This window comes from Curtobacterium sp. NPDC092190, from assembly GCF_044755625.1.
Classification (GTDB): domain Bacteria; phylum Actinomycetota; class Actinomycetes; order Actinomycetales; family Microbacteriaceae; genus Curtobacterium.
Map to the genome: position 1 here is coordinate 194,558 of NZ_JBIVRJ010000002.1, position 17,627 is coordinate 212,184.

14 protein-coding genes are annotated in these 17,627 nt (G+C 72.9%); 5 read left to right on the forward strand and 9 right to left on the reverse strand.

Features of this window, described 5'->3' with window-relative positions; genetic code table 11:
- Positions 1 to 27: 27 nt before the first annotated feature.
- Together ACIQFY_RS05105 and ACIQFY_RS05110 are read left to right on the forward strand one after the other, a co-directional pair.
- Entirely contained in the window at positions 28 to 1,305 is a 1,278-nt protein-coding gene (locus tag ACIQFY_RS05105) for an ATP-binding protein (protein ID WP_400338573.1), read from the forward strand.
- Positions 1,302 to 2,027, forward strand: a complete 726-nt coding sequence (locus tag ACIQFY_RS05110; RefSeq protein WP_400338575.1) for a response regulator — start codon at positions 1,302 to 1,304, stop codon at positions 2,025 to 2,027. The genes ACIQFY_RS05105 and ACIQFY_RS05110 overlap by 4 nt, the downstream gene beginning before the upstream one ends.
- A gap of 155 nt (positions 2,028 to 2,182) precedes the next feature.
- On the opposite strand, the gene ACIQFY_RS05115 is transcribed toward ACIQFY_RS05110, so the two are convergent.
- Both ACIQFY_RS05115 and ACIQFY_RS05120 read right to left on the reverse strand, forming a co-directional pair.
- A complete protein-coding gene (locus ACIQFY_RS05115; protein ID WP_400338577.1) occupies positions 2,183 to 2,656 on the reverse strand; it encodes a nucleoside deaminase in 474 nt (157 codons plus the stop codon).
- A gap of 76 nt (positions 2,657 to 2,732) precedes the next feature.
- A complete protein-coding gene (locus ACIQFY_RS05120; protein WP_209685540.1) occupies positions 2,733 to 3,383 on the reverse strand; it encodes a CatA-like O-acetyltransferase in 651 nt (216 codons plus the stop codon).
- Between the two features lie 61 nt (positions 3,384 to 3,444).
- Here ACIQFY_RS05120 and ACIQFY_RS05125 point away from each other — a divergent pair, with 61 nt between their 5' ends.
- Complete coding sequence (locus tag ACIQFY_RS05125) at positions 3,445 to 4,116, forward strand: TIGR02453 family protein (protein WP_400338579.1); 672 nt, start codon at positions 3,445 to 3,447, stop codon at positions 4,114 to 4,116.
- Between the two features lie 43 nt (positions 4,117 to 4,159).
- Positions 4,160 to 4,735, forward strand: coding sequence for a YbaK/EbsC family protein (locus ACIQFY_RS05130; protein ID WP_326496901.1), 576 nt, complete (start codon positions 4,160 to 4,162; stop codon positions 4,733 to 4,735).
- 6 nt (positions 4,736 to 4,741) lie between these two features.
- On the opposite strand, the gene hrpA is transcribed toward ACIQFY_RS05130, so the two are convergent.
- From hrpA to ACIQFY_RS05160, 6 genes are all read right to left on the reverse strand, one after another.
- Positions 4,742 to 8,611, reverse strand: a complete 3,870-nt coding sequence (gene hrpA, locus ACIQFY_RS05135) for an ATP-dependent RNA helicase HrpA (RefSeq protein ID WP_400338581.1) — start codon at positions 8,609 to 8,611, stop codon at positions 4,742 to 4,744.
- Between the two features lie 37 nt (positions 8,612 to 8,648).
- Positions 8,649 to 10,478: a thioredoxin domain-containing protein gene (locus tag ACIQFY_RS05140; RefSeq protein WP_400338583.1), complete on the reverse strand. Its 1,830-nt coding sequence runs from the start codon at positions 10,476 to 10,478 to the stop codon at positions 8,649 to 8,651.
- A 118-nt stretch (positions 10,479 to 10,596) separates the two neighbouring features.
- A complete protein-coding gene (locus ACIQFY_RS05145; RefSeq protein ID WP_400338585.1) occupies positions 10,597 to 11,127 on the reverse strand; it encodes an ATPase in 531 nt (176 codons plus the stop codon).
- A gap of 4 nt (positions 11,128 to 11,131) precedes the next feature.
- Positions 11,132 to 12,199 (reverse strand): NAD(P)-dependent oxidoreductase, encoded by a 1,068-nt coding sequence (locus ACIQFY_RS05150; protein ID WP_066655929.1) that lies wholly within the window; start codon positions 12,197 to 12,199, stop codon positions 11,132 to 11,134.
- 99 nt (positions 12,200 to 12,298) lie between these two features.
- The gene (locus ACIQFY_RS05155) at positions 12,299 to 13,159 is read right to left on the reverse strand and encodes a sulfurtransferase (RefSeq protein WP_400338587.1); all 861 of its coding nucleotides are present in this window, start codon (positions 13,157 to 13,159) and stop codon (positions 12,299 to 12,301) included.
- Between the two features lie 254 nt (positions 13,160 to 13,413).
- The gene (locus ACIQFY_RS05160; RefSeq protein ID WP_066655925.1) at positions 13,414 to 14,985 is read right to left on the reverse strand and encodes an MFS transporter; all 1,572 of its coding nucleotides are present in this window, start codon (positions 14,983 to 14,985) and stop codon (positions 13,414 to 13,416) included.
- A 162-nt stretch (positions 14,986 to 15,147) separates the two neighbouring features.
- Between ACIQFY_RS05160 and ACIQFY_RS05165 the strand changes: the two genes are divergently transcribed.
- The gene (locus ACIQFY_RS05165) at positions 15,148 to 15,807 is read left to right on the forward strand and encodes a TetR/AcrR family transcriptional regulator (protein ID WP_271826667.1); all 660 of its coding nucleotides are present in this window, start codon (positions 15,148 to 15,150) and stop codon (positions 15,805 to 15,807) included.
- 169 nt (positions 15,808 to 15,976) lie between these two features.
- Here the strand turns inward: ACIQFY_RS05165 and ACIQFY_RS05170 are convergent, their stop codons facing one another.
- Complete coding sequence (locus tag ACIQFY_RS05170) at positions 15,977 to 17,608, reverse strand: dolichyl-phosphate-mannose--protein mannosyltransferase (protein ID WP_400338589.1); 1,632 nt, start codon at positions 17,606 to 17,608, stop codon at positions 15,977 to 15,979.
- Positions 17,609 to 17,627 lie beyond the last annotated feature (19 nt).

Consider the following 17,627-nt stretch of genomic DNA (forward strand, 5'->3'; position numbering starts at 1 on the left):
GCGTCGCGGCCGAAGGGGGACGCCACGGTGACCAGGGCTCGTCTCGGGCGGTTGCGGCGGACCGCGGTGCTCGCGCTGCCGAGCGTCATCGTGCTCGCGGCGACGGGTGTCACGACCGGGGTCGCGGCCGTGGTGCAGGAGCGCGCCATCCGCACGTCCGTGGTCGACCAGGTGTCCGGCGTCGCGTCGAGCCTGGCCGACCTGCCCGAGGTGCGGGACGCGGTGGCGTCGGTCGCCGACCGGGGCACACCCGGGGCGCCCGCCGACGCCGACGACCTCGCCTCCGCCACCGCGGCACTGCAACCGATCGCGACGCTCGTCGAGGGTGCCGCCGGCGTCTCGTACGTCGTGGTCACCGACGACGACGGCGTGCGGATCACCCACCCGGACCCGGCGGAACGCGGTGAGCCCGTCGAGACGACGATCGCGCCCGTGCTCCGCGGTGCGGAGTTCGTCGGCACCGAGACCGGCCCGACCGGGACGACCCTGCGTGCGAAGGTGCCCGTCGTCGGCGCGGAGGGCGAGGTCGTCGGCGTCGTGGCGGTCGGCGTGCTCGAGTCCACCATCGCGGCGGACCGGGAACGGGCCCTCGGCACCCTGCTCCCGTGGAGCACCGGCGCGCTCGTCGCGGCGACGCTCGCGAGCGTGCTCCTCTCACTCGTGATCGCCCGACGGCTCCGCCGAGCCGACGCGGTCGACGCGGAGAGCCGGCAGGTCCGGTGGACGACCGAGGCGCTGCGCGAGCAGGCACACGAGTTCGGCACCCGTCTGCACGTGGTGCGCGGACTGGTCGAACAGGGGGACGACGAGGACGCGATGGCCTACATCGACGCCGTGGCACCCGGGTTGACCAGCGGCGGCGGCGCCGGGTCGCCGCGCCGCGGTGCGGTGGCGACGGCGTCGGTCGCGGCGGTGCGCTCGGAGCTCGCCGTGGCCGGGACCACGCTCGACCTGCGGATCGCCGACGACGTCGTGCTCGACGACGCGGTGCTGCTCGTCCTCGCCAACCTGTGCCGGAACGCCGCCGAGGCCGGGGCGGCCACCGTCAGCTGCACCATCGGCTCGCATGACGGGCGTGTGACGGTGACGGTCGAGGACGACGGACCGGGCATCGACCCGACCGACGCGCACCGCGTGCTGACCCGCGGGTGGTCGTCGAAGACCGACGAGAGCGGCCTCGGGCGCGGCATCGGCCTGGCACTCGTCCGACGCACCGCCACCGACCGCGGCGGATCCGTGGTCGTCGGACGGTCGGCAGCGCTCGGCGGTGCCCGACTCGACGTCGAGATGGCGGCGGGGTCGTGACGGCGGCGCTCCGCGTGCTCGTGGTCGACGACGACGCCGGCGCTCGCGCACTCCACACCCGGTGGGTGGCCGCGACCGAGGGGTTCGCCGTCGTCGGGGCGGTCGCGTCCGGCGGCGCCGCGCTGGCATCCGTGGAGCGCGGGGTCGACCTCGTGCTGCTCGACATGCGCCTGCCCGACGTCAGCGGCATCGAGGTCCTGCACCGCATGCACGTCGCTGGCGTCGACGACACCGACGTGCTGGTCGTCAGCTCGTCCCGCGATCAGGTCACCGTCCGGCAGGCGCTCGCCGCGCACCCGGTCGGGTACCTGCTGAAGCCGTTCGACCGCGAGGCCCTGCAGGACCGGCTCCGCGCCTACGCGGCCGAACGTCGGTCCCGCGAGGACGCGCAGCGCGACGTCCCGATGGGGCAGGGCGACGTCGACCGGCTGCTCGCCACCGGATCGGTGCGCGTGGTCGGACCCGACCGCACGGCGACGCGAGCGCCCGAGGACGCCCTCCCGAAGGGCGTCAGCGCCACCACGCTCGGTCGGGTCGTGACGGCGCTCGACCCCGTGGTCGCCCGCTCGGTCGACGAGGTCGCGGCAGCGACGGGCACCTCGCGGGCCACCGCCCGCCGGTACCTCGACCACCTCGTCGCGACGGGCGCCATCGACCTGGCGCACCGGTACGGCCGTCGAGGCCGCCCGCAGGTGCTCTACCGGCTGACGCCGGCTCCCTGAAGGCCCGGCCACGGCAGCCGGGTCGCGATCCGTGCCGGACGGGAGGCCCGTGGCGGCGTCGCCACGGGCCTCCCGTCCGTCACCGGGTCACGCGCGTCGCGTGGCGACGACCCGTCGTACGGTCGCGTCGCGCGCGTGGACGGGCGGGCGTCCGGTCAGGACGGGTGGCGGGCGGTCCACTCGCGGAACGGGGCCGTCGGGTCGTCGACCCGGCCCTGCTCGCTCGGCAGGGCGCGCTCCGCGACGGGCTTCGCGTACTCGTCGTAGAAGGTGGCGAGCGTCATCAGGCGGTTGCCGTCCTCGTAGTGCTCGCCCTCCTGCTCCCGCGTCGCGGCGAAGACCACGCGGTCCGGCTGGGCGTAGTACAGCGCGCCGAGGCACATCGGGCACGGGTACGCGGTGACGAACACCTCGTGGCCGGTGAGGTCGGTGATGCCCTGCTCGGCGGCGGCGCGGATCGCGCGGATCTCGGCGTGCGCGGTCGGGTCGCCGGTCTGGGCGACGTGGTTGACGGCCTCGACCACGACCTCGCCGTCGCGGACGATCAGGCAGGCGAAGGGCTTGCCACCGTCGTGGACGTTGTCGAGGGCGCGGGCGACCGCGAGGGCGGTGAGTTCGTCGTCGTGCATGCCGGCCACGGTGCTCCCGGTCGGTGCTCGTCGGGTGTGCGTCCGGGGGACGGGGACGATCGGATCGCGGTGCTGGTCAGCCGAGCCAGGACGGGTCGGCGAAGAGCTCCTCGACCTCGGTGACGAAGCGCGAGGCGTGGAAGCCGTCCACCGCCGCGTGGTTGATCCGGAGCGCCATCGGCATGCGGGTGCGTCCGTCCACCTGCCGGTAGCGTCCGAGCGTGATCACGGGCGCCAGGTGGTCCTCGGCGCCCGTCAAGTGCAGCGCGAAGCCGGTGAACGACGTGCGGGGGAGCGTCGAGACGTCGAAGAGGTCGGTGCGACCGGTGCCCTGCGGGAACATGCGGTGGTCGTCGCGGTACCGCTCGGTCGTGGCGACCACGGCGTCGTGGAACGCCCGTGCGTCGGGGTCGTACTCGGTGACGAGCACCGAGAAGGTCTCGGTGTCGGGGTGGAAGACGGTGAAGGTCGGGTGCACCACGTCCCACACCGCGGGCCGGCCCTCCTCGGTGAGCTGCATCCGGAACTCGTCGTGCCGGTTCACGACCGTCGCGAGCACCCAGATCTGCGACGGGTACGTCTTCGCGCCGGCGGCCCGGGCGGCGTCGACGAAGGCGGTGACGTCGACCTCCACGGTCATCTCCCACGCACAGGGCTCCCGCCGGTAGTGCGCGAAGTGCTCGGCGCGGGGCCACTGGTCGAGGTCGATCGGTCGGAGTCGGTCCACCCGGCCAGTCTCGTCCCCCGGACTCCCGACGCGCGTGCACCGGACGGCGGTTCAGTGGTGCATGCCCTCGACGCCGTTCTCACCAGCGCTCGCGACGTTCTTCCGCGGGCTCGCCGCGCACAACGAGAAGTCGTGGTTCGAGGAGCACCGCGACGACTGGGAACGGCACGTGCAGGAGCCGATGGAGGCGCTCCTGCACGAGGCCGAGCACCGCTACGGTGCCGGACGGGTGCTCCGGCAGCACCGCGACCTGCGCTTCACGCCGGACGAGCGGCCCTACCGCGAGGACACCGGTCTCACCGCGGGCGGCACGTACCTCAGTGCCGGAGCGGACGGGTTGCAGGTCGGCGGTGGACTCTACGAACCGTCCCGCGCACAGCTGCGGGCAGCGCGCACCACCATCGACGAGCACCCGCAGGCCGCGGCCGCGCTGCAGCGTGAGCTCGACGAACTGACCGGTGCCGGGTACGAGCTGGCCGGACCGCCGCTGAAGACCGCCCCGCGCGGGTACGACGTGGACCACCCGCGGATCGACCTGCTCCGGATGCAGCACTACGCGGCGCTCGTGCACCTGCCGCTGGAGAGCTCCCTCGACGACATCGCCGCGGCGTGGGACCGCGTGCAGCCGCTGGTCCGGTGGACGGTGAAGTGGGCACGGGCGGACGACCCGGAGGCTTCGGACGACCCGGCGCCGCCCGTGCCGGGAGCCCGGTCGATCGACGAGCGCGCCTGACCGCCTGATCGCCCGTCCGTCGGCTGCTCCCTAGGCTCGGGGCATGCCGACGCTCGATCGTTCCCCTGCCCTCGTCGCCACCGGGTTCCTCGCGATCCCCGTCGCCCAGGCGCTCGTCGCACTGCCGAGCGACCTGCTGTCGACGATCCAGGCGGCGCCGATCGACCCGGCCCTCGCTGACACCGCAGCGTTCTCCGAGGCGTACGGCTACCCGCTCGAGGGCGGCGCAAACTGCATCGTCGTCGCGGGGAAGCGCGGCGACGAGGTCCGCCACGCGGCGTGCGTGGTGCTCGCGTCGACGAAGCTCGACGTGAACCGGGTCGTGAAGAAGCTGCTGGACGTGCGCAAGGCGAGCTTCGCGCCGATGGACCAGGCGGTCGAGCTGACCGGCATGGAGTACGGCGGGATCACCCCGATCGGGTTGCCCGCGGACTGGCCGGTGTACGTCGATGCCCGCGTGCTCGGTGCTCCGGAGGTCGTCGTCGGCGCCGGGCTCCGCGGGGCGAAGGTGTTCCTGCCCGGGCGGACCCTGGCGGCGCTGCCGAACGTCACCGTGGTCGAGGGGCTGGCCCTCGCGGACCAGGCCCCCGACGCCCCCGACGCCACGGGCGTCGGCTGAGCCCCGTCAGCGGGCGGCTGCCAGGGTCTTCGTGATCCGCTGCAGCGAGACCGTCTCGGCGGTGCCGAGCTCCTGGGCGAACAGGCTGAGGCGGAACTCCTCGAGCATCCACCGTGCGTGCACGAGCTCGGCGTGGGCCCCGACCGACGGCGGGAACACGCCACCGGCGTCGGTGTAGCGGTCGGTGGCGACCGTGACCTCGCGCATCCACGTGGCGTCACGGCCGGGGTTCTGCAGGAGCTTCTGCACGCGGGCCTCGACACCCCGCAGGTACACCCGGATCCGCCGGAGCCGGTCGAGCCCGGCGACGGCGACGAAGCCCGGGAAGACCAGGCGCTCCACCTGCTGGCGCATGTCGGTCAGCGCCGGCAGGAGCGCCATCGAGTTCGCCTGCTTCATCGCCTTGTCGGCCGCCCGCTGCGCGGTGAGCACGGCGGCGACCTCGGACACGGCGGTGAACATCGTGTCGACGACGGTGGCGGACACGGCATCGCGGACCGTCTCGAAGTCGGCCTTCGTGAAGACCAGGCCGTCGGGGTGGGTGCGTCGGATGCCCGCGTCCACGACGGCGGCCAGCACGTCGTCGAACAGCGCCGCGGTCGACGCGTACGGGCTCGCGGCCAGCGCGAGCTTCTCCTGCGCCGTGAGGTGCGACTGCACGTACGACACCGGCGAGGGCACGGCGTGCATGACGAGCCGACGGACGCCGGCGGGCATGTTCACAGTGCGGTCACCGGGCGTCGCCAGGAGGCGGACACCGACCGTCGCCTTGGGGCCGTCGCCCTCCTCGACCAGCGACGGGTAGGCACGGATCACGCCACCGGCCTGCTTCGTGTCGAGGACCTGCGGCAGGTCGTCGGACGGCCAGGCGGTGAGGCCGGAGCGTTCCACCTGCGTGCCGGAGGAGGCCCCGGCGACGCGCGCCGCGCCTCCCGGCCGGGCCGCTGCCCTCGCCGTCGCGGAGGCGACGCTCTGCTGCGTCCGGTCCTTCAGCTTCGTCTGCAGGGCCGCGAGGTCCTTGCCGGACTCGACCCGACGGCCGCGCTCGTCGACGACCGCCCAGGTGGGCAGCAGGTGCGCCGGCACCCGGGACAGGTCGAAGTCGGCCTCGGTCACCGGCACGTACGTCATCCGCTGGATCGCCGCGGCGAGGGTCGCGCGGAAGGACTCCGTCGGCTCGATCGGAGCGTCGTCGGGTAGTTCGGCGACGATCTTCTCGGCCCAGTCGGCAGCGGGGACGACGTTCTTCCGGATCTGCTTCGGCAGCGACTTGATGAGTGCGGTGACGAGCTCCTTCCGCAGGCCACGGACCTGCCAGTCGAAGCCCTCCTCGCGCATGCGGGGGAGCAGCGCGAGCGGCACCTGCACGCTGACGCCGTCGTCCTGCGCGCCCGGCTCGAAGCGGTACTTGATCGCCAGGCGCTGGTCACCGGAACGCCACTGCGTCGGGTACTCCTGCTCGTCCTGGGCGGCCTCGGCGGCGTCCTCGTCGAGCAGGTCCTGCCGCCGCATCGTGAGCAGGTCCGGCTGCTCACGACGGGTCGTCCGCCACCACCCCTCGAAGTCGCGCGTGGTGGCGACGTCCGCAGGGATCCGTGCGTCGTAGAACTCGTACACACGCTCGTCGTCGAACAGGATGTCGCGACGGCGGGTGCGCTCCTCGAGCTGCTCGAGCTCGCGGCGGAGCTTCCGGTTCGCGCGGTCGAAGGCCTGCTGCGCGTCCCACTCGCCCTCGACGAGAGCGTGGCGGATGAACAGCTCGCGCGAGTGCTCGGGGTCGACGCGCCCGTACTGCACGCCGCGACGCTGCACGATCGGGACACCGAACAGCGTCACGCGCTCGTACGCCACGACCGCGCCCTGCTTCTTCTCCCAGTGCGGCTCGCCGTAGGTGCGCTTGAGCAGGTCACCGGCGAGCGGCTCCACCCACGCGGGGTCGATCCGGCCGACGGTCCGGGCGAACAGGCGACTCGTCTCGACGAGCTCGGCGGCCATCACGGCGTCGGGCTGCTTCTTCGCGAGGACGCTGCCCGGGAACACCACGAACCGGACGTTGCGCGCGCCGAGGTAGTCGCGCTTCTCCTTGTCCCGCAGCCCGATCTGGCTGAGGAGCCCGGCGAGCAGCGAACGGTGCACCGCGTCGCCGTCCTCGGAGCGCGACTGGCCCACCCGCACGTCGACCTGCTTCGCGGCGCGGGACAGCTGCCGGTACAGGTCCTGCCACTCGCGGATCCGCAAGTAGTTGAGGAACTCGGCCTTGCACAGGCGACGGAACGCGCTCGACGACAGCTCCTCCTGCTTGTCCTCGATGTGGTTCCAGAGGTTGAGCAGGGTGAGGAAGTCGCTCGTCGGATCGGCGAACCGGGCGTGCAGCTGGTCGGCGTGGGCACGCTTCTCGAGCGGTCGTTCACGTGGGTCCTGGATGCTCAGGGCGCTGACGATCGCGATGACCTCGCGCCCGACGCCCTGGCGACCGGCCTCGAGCACCATCCGGCCGAGCCGCGGGTCGATCGGCAACCGGGTGAGCTGTCGGCCCGACTTGGTGATCCGGCCGTCGCGGTCGACCGCGCGGAGCTCCCGCAGCAGGTCGAGGCCGTCCTTGACGCCCCGGGAGTCCGGCGGCTGCAGGAACGGGAAGCGTTCGATGTCGCCGAAGCCGAGGGAGATCATCTGCAGGATGACCGCCGCGAGGTTCGTGCGGAGGATCTCGGGGTCGGTGAACTCCGGACGGCGCGTGAAGTCGTCCTCGGAGTAGAGCCGGACCGCGATGCCCGCGCTGGTGCGACCCGCGCGTCCGGAGCGCTGGTTCGCGCTCGCCTGGCTGATCGCCTCGATCGGCAGCCGCTGCACCTTCGCCCGCGGGGAGTACCGGGAGATGCGGGCGGTGCCGGTGTCGATCACGTACTTGATGCCCGGCACCGTCAGGGAGGTCTCCGCCACGTTCGTGGCGAGGACGACGCGGCGACGGACACCCGGGGTGGTCCGGCGCTCGAACACGCGGTGCTGGTCGGCGGCGGAGAGTCGGCCGTAGAGCGGCAGGACCTCGGTGCCCGGGTAGCGCTTGCCCTCGATCGCCTCCTGCGCGTCACGGATCTCGTTCTCGCCCGACAGGAACACGAGGACGTCGCCCGGGTCCTCGCGCGCGAGTTCGTCGAGCGCGTCGGTGATGCCCTGGAGCACGTCGCGGTCGTCCGCGCTCCCACCGCGGCCACCGCTGTCGTCGGTCCGTGGGTCGGTGTCGTCGCCCTCGTCCGCACCGGTGTCACCGTCCGCGGCGTCGTCGGCGACGAGCGGCCGGTAGCGGATCTCGACCGGGTACGTCCGGCCGGACACCTCGATGATCGGTGCGCCGCCGAAGTGCTGCGAGAACGACTCCGGGTCGATCGTCGCACTCGTGATGATGACCTTGAGGTCGGGGCGCCGGGGGAGCAGCCGCTTCAGGTACCCGAGCAGGAAGTCGATCGTCAGCGAGCGCTCGTGGGCCTCGTCGATGATGATCGTGTCGTAGCGCTCCAGGTCACGGTCGAAGTGGATCTCGTTGAGGAGGATCCCGTCGGTCATGAGCTTGATCCGGGTGTTCCCGCTCACCTTGTCGGTGAACCGCACCTGGTAGCCGACCAGGTCGCCCAGCTCGCTGCCGAGCTCCTCGGACACGCGCTCGGCGATGGTGCGGGCGGCGATCCGGCGGGGCTGGGTGTGCCCGATCGACTCGCGGCCGAGCTCCAGGCAGATCTTCGGCAGCTGCGTCGTCTTGCCCGAGCCCGTGGCACCGGCGACGATGACGACCTGGTGGTCACGGATCGCGGCGGCGATGTCGTCCCGCCGCTGCGACACCGGCAGTTCGGGCGGGTACGTGATGACGGGCGTGGCAGACATGAGCATTCCAGGATAGCGGTCCGTGCGGCGGCTGTCGTCAGCGGAGCTGCTCGGCGAGCGCGGCGTCGCTCCGGGCCGGCAACGCACAGACGTGGTCGTGGCAGACGTAGGCGGCTGGTGCTGCGCTGTCCCGCCCGGCGAACAGCGAGAACCCGGCGGCGGCCCACGCCCGCGCCTGGTCCGGGGTCACGGTCGCGACCACGGTGCCCGGCCGGCGGGCGGCGAGGCCGGTCCACCGCATCGGGTCGTCGCGGCCGGACACGACGACGACCTCACGCGAGGGACGCTGCAGGGCGAGCGCGACCCCGAGGGCGTCGGCGTGGCCGAGCGGCCGCTCGGTACCGGTGCGTGCACGGTCGGCGACGAGCCGCGTCGCGGCGTCCCGGAGTGCCCGGTCACCGGTGAGTGCGGCCAGTGTCGCCGCGGTCGCCGCCAGTGCGACGGTGCCGGACCGCAGTGCCGTCTGCGGCTGCTCACCCGTCGTCGTGCCGGCTGCCCGCAGGACCGGATCAGCCTCGAAGCGACCGGCGAGGCCGTCGTCGACGAGCGCGCGTGCCGTCTCGGCGTACCGGACCTCGCCGGTGAGCAGCGCGAGCTCGAGCAGCCCCTCGGCGAGCAGTCCGACATCCTCGATCGTGGGAGGCGCCGCAGACGTGCCGTGGGCGGTGCTCGACCGGACCACCACGTGTCCGTCGCGCACGTGGGCGGCCAGGATCGCGTCGGCGGCACCCTGCGCGAGGGCGGTGCACTCGTCGTCACCGCTCCGGGCCGCAGCACGCGCGAGCCCGCGGATCGCGAGGCCGTTCCACCCCGTCAGCACCTGGTCGTCGAGGGGCGGTGGGTCGAACTGTCCGCGCTCGTCGAGTGGCAGCCGGTACCAGTCGCCCTCGACGCGTCGCCCGTCGATGGTCGACTCGCTGTCCTGCGCCGCGACGAAGGCGCCGTCGGGCCGTTGCAGCGTGTCGCGCAGGAAGTCGGCGATGCCCCGTGCCTGCTCGGCCCCGGCGACCGCGAGCAGCCCCGCGTTGTCGTAGAGCATCCGTTCGTAGTGCGGCACGCTCCAGTCGCGCTTGGTCGCGTACCGGAACACGCCGCCGTCGGCGTCCGTCAGCTCGGTCGTCCGGATCGCCCGGAGGCTCCGCTCGAGCAACCCGCGTGCGGCGGCGTCACCGTCGGCCGCGACGTCGGAGAGGAACTCGAGGAGCGGCGCGCTCGGGAACTTCGGTGCACCGCCGAAGCCGCCGTACGTGGTGTCCTCCGCCGAGACGAGCTGCGCGGTCACGGAGCGGATCGCGTCGACGGACGGGAGGCGCGGCGTGTCTGCGTCGGACGGCTCGCCACCCTGGGCGGTGGCGTCCGCCTGCGCCCCCTGCGCGATCGCCGCGGCGATCGCGCTCGCGTTCGCGTCCACCTCGTGCCGCCGCTGGGTCCAGGCATCGAGCACCGCCGTGAGGACCTGGCGGAACGACCCGACCTGGCCGACCGGGGTCGGCGGGTAGTAGGTCCCCGCGAAGAACACCCGCCCCTCGGGCGTCGTGAACGCGGTCAGCGGCCACCCGAGCTGCTGCGTGAAGGCGCTCGCGGAGGCCATGAGGCTGGCGTCCACGTCGGGACGCTCTTCTCGGTCGACCTTGACGGCGACGAAGTCGCGACGGAGCAGCTCGCCGATCTCGGGGTCGGAGAAGCTCTCGCGCGCCATGACGTGACACCAGTGGCACGTGGCGTACCCGACCGAGACGAGCACCGGGACGTCGCGCTCCCGTGCCTCGGCGAACGCGTCGGGTCCCCACTCCCGCCAGTCCACCGGGTTGTCGGCGTGCAGACGGAGGTACGGGCTGACGGACGTTCCGAGCCGGTTGTCGTTCATGCGTCCAGCCTGCCCCGCGGGCGCTGGACGGTGCTGACGATCCGGCGGCCGGTGGACAGGTCGTGCTCGTCCACAGGCGCGGGCCGTGGAGTCCGGGACACCGTTCCCGGGCCGGCGGTCAGCCGGGCAGCCAGCCCGTGAGCGACGCGAGCCGTCGTGCGATCTCGAGCGGAGACCTGCCGTCGGTGTCCACCCGGGCGACCGTGTCCGCGACGGCCGAGTCGAGCGTCCCGGCCGTCGCCGTGCTGTGGGCGAGCTGCGCATGCGGGACCGTGCCGCCCGCCCGCCGGGCCAGACGACCGGCGGTGGTGGCGTCGGAGGCGCGGAGCAGGACCGCGGTGACGACCGGGTCGTCGCCCATCGCGGCGGCGAGCCGCTCGTGCTCGAGCACGGACACGGTGTTCGTGAAGACGAGCCGGTGGTGCCCGAGCTCGCGGTACGCCGCCCACATCGCGCGCAGGTTCCGCTCGGCGAGCCGGACGGCGGGGTGCGCCACGTGCGGAGCCGGGTGCGCGAGGTCCAGGAGGTCGCCCTCGATGACCGCATGCGGGACGTCGGCAGCCACCAGCAGGTCGTGGAGCGCCTCGGCCGCGGTCGACTTGCCGACGCCCGAACGCCCGCCGACGAACAGGACCTCCGAGCGGGGCACCGGCTCAGCCCCTGCCGAGCGAGAGCAGCACGAGGGCGGCGTCCTCCGGGCCGTAGTCGAACATCCGCTCCCAGAACGGGTCCTCCGCCCAGGGGACGTCGCCGCCGGCCGGCACGGCGTGCGCGGTCTCGAGCAGCCAGTCGACCTCGGGCCGCACCGCCTCGGCGTACCGCGGGGGCTGCCAGCCGAGCGCCCGTGCCGCCGTCGTGTCGAGGACGAACGGCGACGGCGAGCTCCACGGGGTCGTCCCGACGAAGGCGGGGGCGTCCTCGTCGAGCAGGACCTCGTCGAAGCGGTGGTCGACGAGCCCGGCCACGGTCCGCACGATCTCCAGCACGTCGGGCGCGGTCTCGTCGGCCACGTTGAGGATCCGGCGGTCCGGAGCGTCGGCGACGAGGCGCACGAGCGAAGCGATCCCGCTCGCCGCCGTCGTGTGGTCGACCCCGCGTCCGTGGTCCGCGAGCAGGATCCGCTCCCGGCCGTCGAGCGCGCGACGCACCACGAACCACTCCCGGGGGCGGCCGATCCCGACGCCGTACACCTTCGAGGGGCGCAGCACGGTGACGGGAGCGCCGTGGTCGAGCAGGACCTGTTCGGCGGCGACCTTCGCGGCGCCGTAGCCCTCGCGCGAGGTCGGGTCGCCGTCGCCCGCGACGACGGTCGGCTGGAGCTCCGTGACCGCGCCGCCGAACACCGGCCGTCCGACCGAGTTCGCGTGGCGCCCTCGGTCGTCGACGTAGACCGCCTTCGAGGACACGAACACCGTCGAGCCGACGTCGTCGAGGAACGGTCGCAGCTGCAGGGCGTCGTCACGGGTCGCGCCCACGGTGTCGACGAGCAGGTCGGCGCCGGGACGCAGGAGTTCGCGGAGCACGCTCGTGTCGCGGCGGTCACCGGCCACGAAGGAGGCGCCGGCCGCCGTCAGCGCATCGGCTGCGGGACCGCCGTGTCGTGCCACGACGTCGATCTGCCAGTCGTCGCCACCGCGGCCGGAGACGTCGAGGAGGTCTCGGACCACCGCCGACCCGATCCCGCCGGTACCGCCGAGGACGACCGCGCGTCTGGTGCTCATGCGCCAACGCTAGTGCCGCGGGGACGGCCCGGACGCCCGGCCAGCCCGGCCAGCCCGGTCGGCCCGGCCAGCGCGGTCGGCGTGGCCGACGTTGTGGCGTCAGGACGCGAGCAGCTCCGGCTCGAGGCGCCACCACTCGGCGAGCGAGCCGTCGTAGACCTTCACCTGGTCGTGCCCGAGCACCGTCAGGGCGAGCGCGTCGACGCAGGCCGCGCTGCCGACGCCGCAGTACGTCACGATCTCGTCGGCGTCGAGCACCGGCGCGAACACCTCGGCGAGTGCCGGGCCGCGGCGGAGGGTGTTGGTGTCGGGGTCGACCACGTCGTCCGTGGTGATCGCCGTGCTGCCGGGGACCACGCCGGGGTGGTCGGATCCCAGCGCCGACGGGGGAGCCGCCAGGACGACCGCCGCGGGCTCCTCGCCGCGGACGGCGCGCAGGACACGGTCGTGGTCGGCCCACACGGGACGTTCCTCGCCGGCCAGGAACGGCTCGGCGGACGGCGACCGGGTGCTGCCACGGAGCGGTCCGACGCGGACGGGTCGTCCCTCGTCCCGCCACTTGGTGAACCCACCGTCGAGCACCGCGACGTCGTCGAAGCCGAACGCCCGGAAGATCCACCAGAGCCGTGCCGCCCACTCACCGACGCTGTCGTCGTAGACCACCACGGTCGAGCCGTTGGTCACGCCCAGTCCACTCGCGGCGGACTCGAAACGCTCCGCCGTCGGGCGGGTGAAGGGCACGTCCGCGTCGGGCGTCGAGAAGTCGTCGACCAGGTCGGCGTACCGGGCGCCCGGTACGTGCCCGTGCTGCTCGTACGCGTCGCGGGCGGCCTGCCAGTGCATCGCCGTGCCGACCCCGGTGGTGTGCACCGAGGCATCGAGGACGACGAGATCGTCGGCACCGATGTGGTCGGCGAGCCACTGCGTCGACACGAGCGGCGAGGTCAGGACGGGGGCCATGGCGCTCAGGGTAACCGGGGCCACTGATGTGCCGCAGGAGGACCGACACAGTGCGCAACGCCGCTGTCCGGACCACGGGGTGTGCCGAATCCGTGCGCACCGGAACGGCCGGGGTCGGTCGTTCCTTCGGCCGGCCCCGGGGACACGACATCCCACGCGTCGATCGACGCGTGGGATGTCGCAGAGCGGGGGCAGAGCAGGGCAGGGCGGACCGGGCGCGGAGCGGAGCGGCTCGGGTAGCGGGAGCGGGGCGGCTAGTGCGCCGCTGCCGGGATGCTGCCCGTGGTCGCGGACGCCGCGCGCTCGAGCTTCGCGAGTCGCACCGACTGCCGGTTGATGAGCAGCCCGCCTGCGAGGGCGACGAGCACGAGCACCCCGGCCGAGATGCCGAAGGCGACGTGGTACCCGTCGATCACCGCCTGGGCCTGCTGCAGCTTCGTCGGTGCTGCCGAGAGGCCCGACAGGCTGTCCTTCACGACGTCGGCGAAGATCGTCGAGAGCAGGGCGGTGCCGATCGAGCCGCCGATCTGCTGCATGGTGTTGACCGTCGCCGAGGCCACGCCGGCGTCCGCCCGTGCGACACCGGTCGTCGCGGTGTTCATCGCGGACGAGAAGATCGTGCCCATGCCGAGACCGATGACGATCAGCGCCGGCAGGACGGTGCCCGCGTAGGTGCTGTCGACGTCGGTGCGGAGCAGCAGCAGGAGCCCGGTCGCCGCGACGAGTCCGCCCGCGAAGATCAGGACCTTCGGGCCGACGCGGGGGAGCAGCCGCCCGCCGATCTGCGTCGCCGACACCATGATCGACAGCGGCATCGGCAGGAACGCCAGACCGGTCTGCAGCGAACTGAAGCCGAGGGTCTGCTCGAGGTAGTACGTCAGGAACAGGAAGATGCCGAACATGCCGATCGCCACGAGGCCGATCGCGATGAAGGCACCGCCGCGGTCGCGGTCGAGGACGACGCGCAGCGGCAGGAGCGGGTGCGCGACGCGGGTCTCGATGACCACGAACGCGGCGACGAGCAGGACGCCCGCGGCGAGCATGACGATGGTGAGCGGGGCGTCCCAACCGTTCGACTCGGCGTTCGAGAAGCCGTAGACGATGCCGACCAGGCCCGCGGTGATCGTCAGCACACCGGCCACGTCGATGCGCGGACGCTCGACCTTCGGCGGCTTCGCCATGAACACGAGCGCACCGATGACCCCGAGGACCGCGAACACGACGTTCACGTAGAGGCACCAGCGCCAGGACGCGTACTCGGTGAGCACGCCGCCGAGCAGCAGGCCGATCGCCGCACCCGAGCCGGCGATGGACCCGAAGATGCCGAACGCCCGGCCGCGTTCCTTCGGATCGCGGAAGGTCGTGGTGAGCATGCCGAGCGCCGAGGGGGCGAGCAGGGCACCGAAGACGCCCTGCAGTGCGCGGGCGGCGACGAGCAGGCCGAACGAGTCGGCGAGACCACCGAGCACCGAGGCCAGGGCGAACCCGACCAGGCCGACGATGAAGGTGGTCTTCCGGCCGAACAGGTCACCGAGGCGACCGCCGAGCAGGAGCAGGGAGCCGAACGCGAGCGAGTACGCGGTGACGATCCACTGCCGCTGGTCGGTGCCGAAGCCGAGATCGGCCTGCGCCGAGGGGAGGGCGATGTTCACGATGGTCGCGTCGAGCACGACCATGAGCTGGGCGAGGGCGATGACCGCCAGTGCGATCCAGCGGTGGTTCGGCCTGTCGGAGCCGGAGCCGGAGCCGGTCGTGGTGCCGGCAGCACGGCCGGTCGTCGTCGGTGCCGACCCGGTCGGGGTCGGCACGGTCTGTTCTGCCGTCACGGCAGCCTCCTTCGGAGAAGGGTGGAGGTGGCGGAGCACGCGCCGTCGAGCGCTTCGCGAGGAGGTGGAACCGGATGTGGTGCATCCGTTTGTGTCGAGTGTAGACCGAAACGGAGCCACCGCATCCGTTTGTTCCCAGAATCGTCAACTACCGTCGACGTCGTGAGCACCACCGACACCGCGCACGACCTCGAGCGCCCTCTGCGCGCCGACGCCGCGCGCAACCGCGAGCTGATCCTGCAGACCGCGCGCCGGTGCTTCGCCGAGCGGGGCCTGTCGGTCACGTTGAACGACATCGCGCACGAGGCCGGGGTCGGCGTCGGCACCGTCTACCGCCGGTTCGCCGACAAGGACGCCCTGATCGAGGCGTTGCTCGCCACCAAGTTCGAGGCGATGAACGCCGCCGCCGCCCGAGCCGCGCAGGAGACCGATCCGCGCGAGGCCCTCCGCGTCTACCTGACGGGCGTGTTCGAGTTCCGCGCGCGCGACCGTGCCCTGGCGGACGCCATCGTCCGCGCGGGGAAGGCGCGGCCGTCGATCGTGCACGAGCGGGACCGGCTCGAGCGCCAGGTCGCGACCATCATCGAGCGAGCGGCGGCGTCCGGGGTGGTGCGGGCCGGGTTCAGCTACGCCGACCTGCCGATGCTCACGACGATGGTCGGCGCCGTCGCGGACGCCACACGCGCTCACGACCCCGACGCCTGGCGCCGCTACGCCGAGGTCGTGCTCGAGGGCGTGCTGCCCGGCGGCACCACCGACCCCATGGTCGGTGCCCCGCTCGACCGCGCCGCCATCGAGCGCGCCCTGCACGGCCAGCCCTGACGGTCGCCGGACGCGACACCCGCCGGACGGGAGGCACGTGGCCGTCGGGCACCGCGCCTCCGTGCCGACAGCGGGTCGGCCGCCACCGGCGTCCCGCGCGGTCGCGTCCCCAGGGCCGGACCGCTCCAGCCAGCTCGGCAGCACCGCTCCAGCCAGCTCGGCAGCACCGCTACAGCCAGCTCGGCAACCAGTAGTGCGACCGGACGAAGTCCCACGGCATCTGCAAGCCGGTCCACATCGGGTACCAGTACACCGACGCGAGCACGACGACACCGAGGTACACGCCGATCCAGACCAACGCCCGGGTCCGCCGCGGCCGCGGGTCGGTCCGAGATCCGGCGACGAGTCCGATCGCCGCAGCCAGGGCGATGACGAGGAACGGCTCGAACGCCACCGTGTAGAACTGGAACACCGTGCGGTCGGTGTACAGCAGCCAGGGCAGGTACCCGCCCGCGACACCGATGAGCACGAAGCCGTACTCCCACCGGCGCCGCAGCACGAAGAGCACGAGCAGCGCGACCGCCGCGATCACCGAGGCGTACCAGACGAACGGGTTCGCGATGCCGGTGATCGCCTCGCCGCAGCGGTCCGCCCAGCAGCCTTCCTGCCCGTGGTTCGTCCCGACGTAGTACATCGACGTGGGGCGCTGCATGACGAGCCACAGCAGCGGGTTCGCCTGGTACGAGTGCGGGGTGTGCAGGCCGATGTTGAAGCCGTAGATCTCCGACTGGTAGTGCCACCAGTTCTGGAACGGGTCCGGCACCCACGCGAGCAGTCCCGTCCACCGCTCGCCGCCGGAGGCGATCCAGTTCCGGTCCCACCCACCGGAGGTCCGGAACCACCCCGTCCACGACGCCAGGTAGGTCACGGCAGCGACCGGCACGGTGAGCAGGAACGTCACCGGCGCCTGCTGCAGGAAGGCGCTCGAGGACCAGAACGTCACGCCCGCCCGGCGGCGCATCACCATGTCGCTCAGCACGGAGTACAGGGCGAAGAACGCCAGGAAGTAGAGGCCGGACCACTTCGTCGCGGACGCCAGACCGAGGGCGACGCCCATCGCGACGAGCCACGGCCGCCGGACCAGCACCGGCCCCCAGAGCGTGTCGCCGCCGCCGTCCACGCGGCGGTGGACCCAGTCGTCGAGCCGCCGCTGCGTCCACCTCCGGTCGAGCAGCAGCGCACCCGCGCCGAGCACGACGAAGAACGTCAGGATGCCGTCGAGCAGCGTCACGCGCGACAGCACGATCGCCTGCCCGTCGATCGCGAGCAGGAAGCCGGCGAGCGTCCCGATCGCGGTCGAGCGGAACAGCGAGCGGGCGATGACCGCGGTCAGGAACACGGTCGCGGTGCCGAGCACGGCGACCGTGAACCGCCACCCGAACGAGCTGTCGGCGCCGAACAGCAGCATCCCGAGGCCGATCAGGTACTTCCCGAGCGGCGGGTGCGCGATGAACTCCGCCGCCCTCGAGTACAGGTCGGTCTCGCCGTCCGCGAAGCGCTGGTCGGTCGTCGGGGCGCCGTCGTCGGAGGAGTTCGCCGGCCAGGTGCCCTCGTAGCCGAGGTGCACGATCGACCAGCCGTCCTTGACGTAGTACGTCTCGTCGAACACGAGCGAGTGCGGGTGTCCGAGTCCCACCAGACGGAGCACGGCCGCCAGCAGCGTCACCGCGATCGGACCCGTCCAGCGCCACACGGCGACCCGCCGCGACGTCGAGAGGACCCGACCCCACCAGTCGTCGAGGCGGGAGCCGGCCGGTCCGTCGACGAGGGCGGTGCGGTCGTCGGTCAGCTCGCTGGTCATCGCCTGCATCCTACGGATC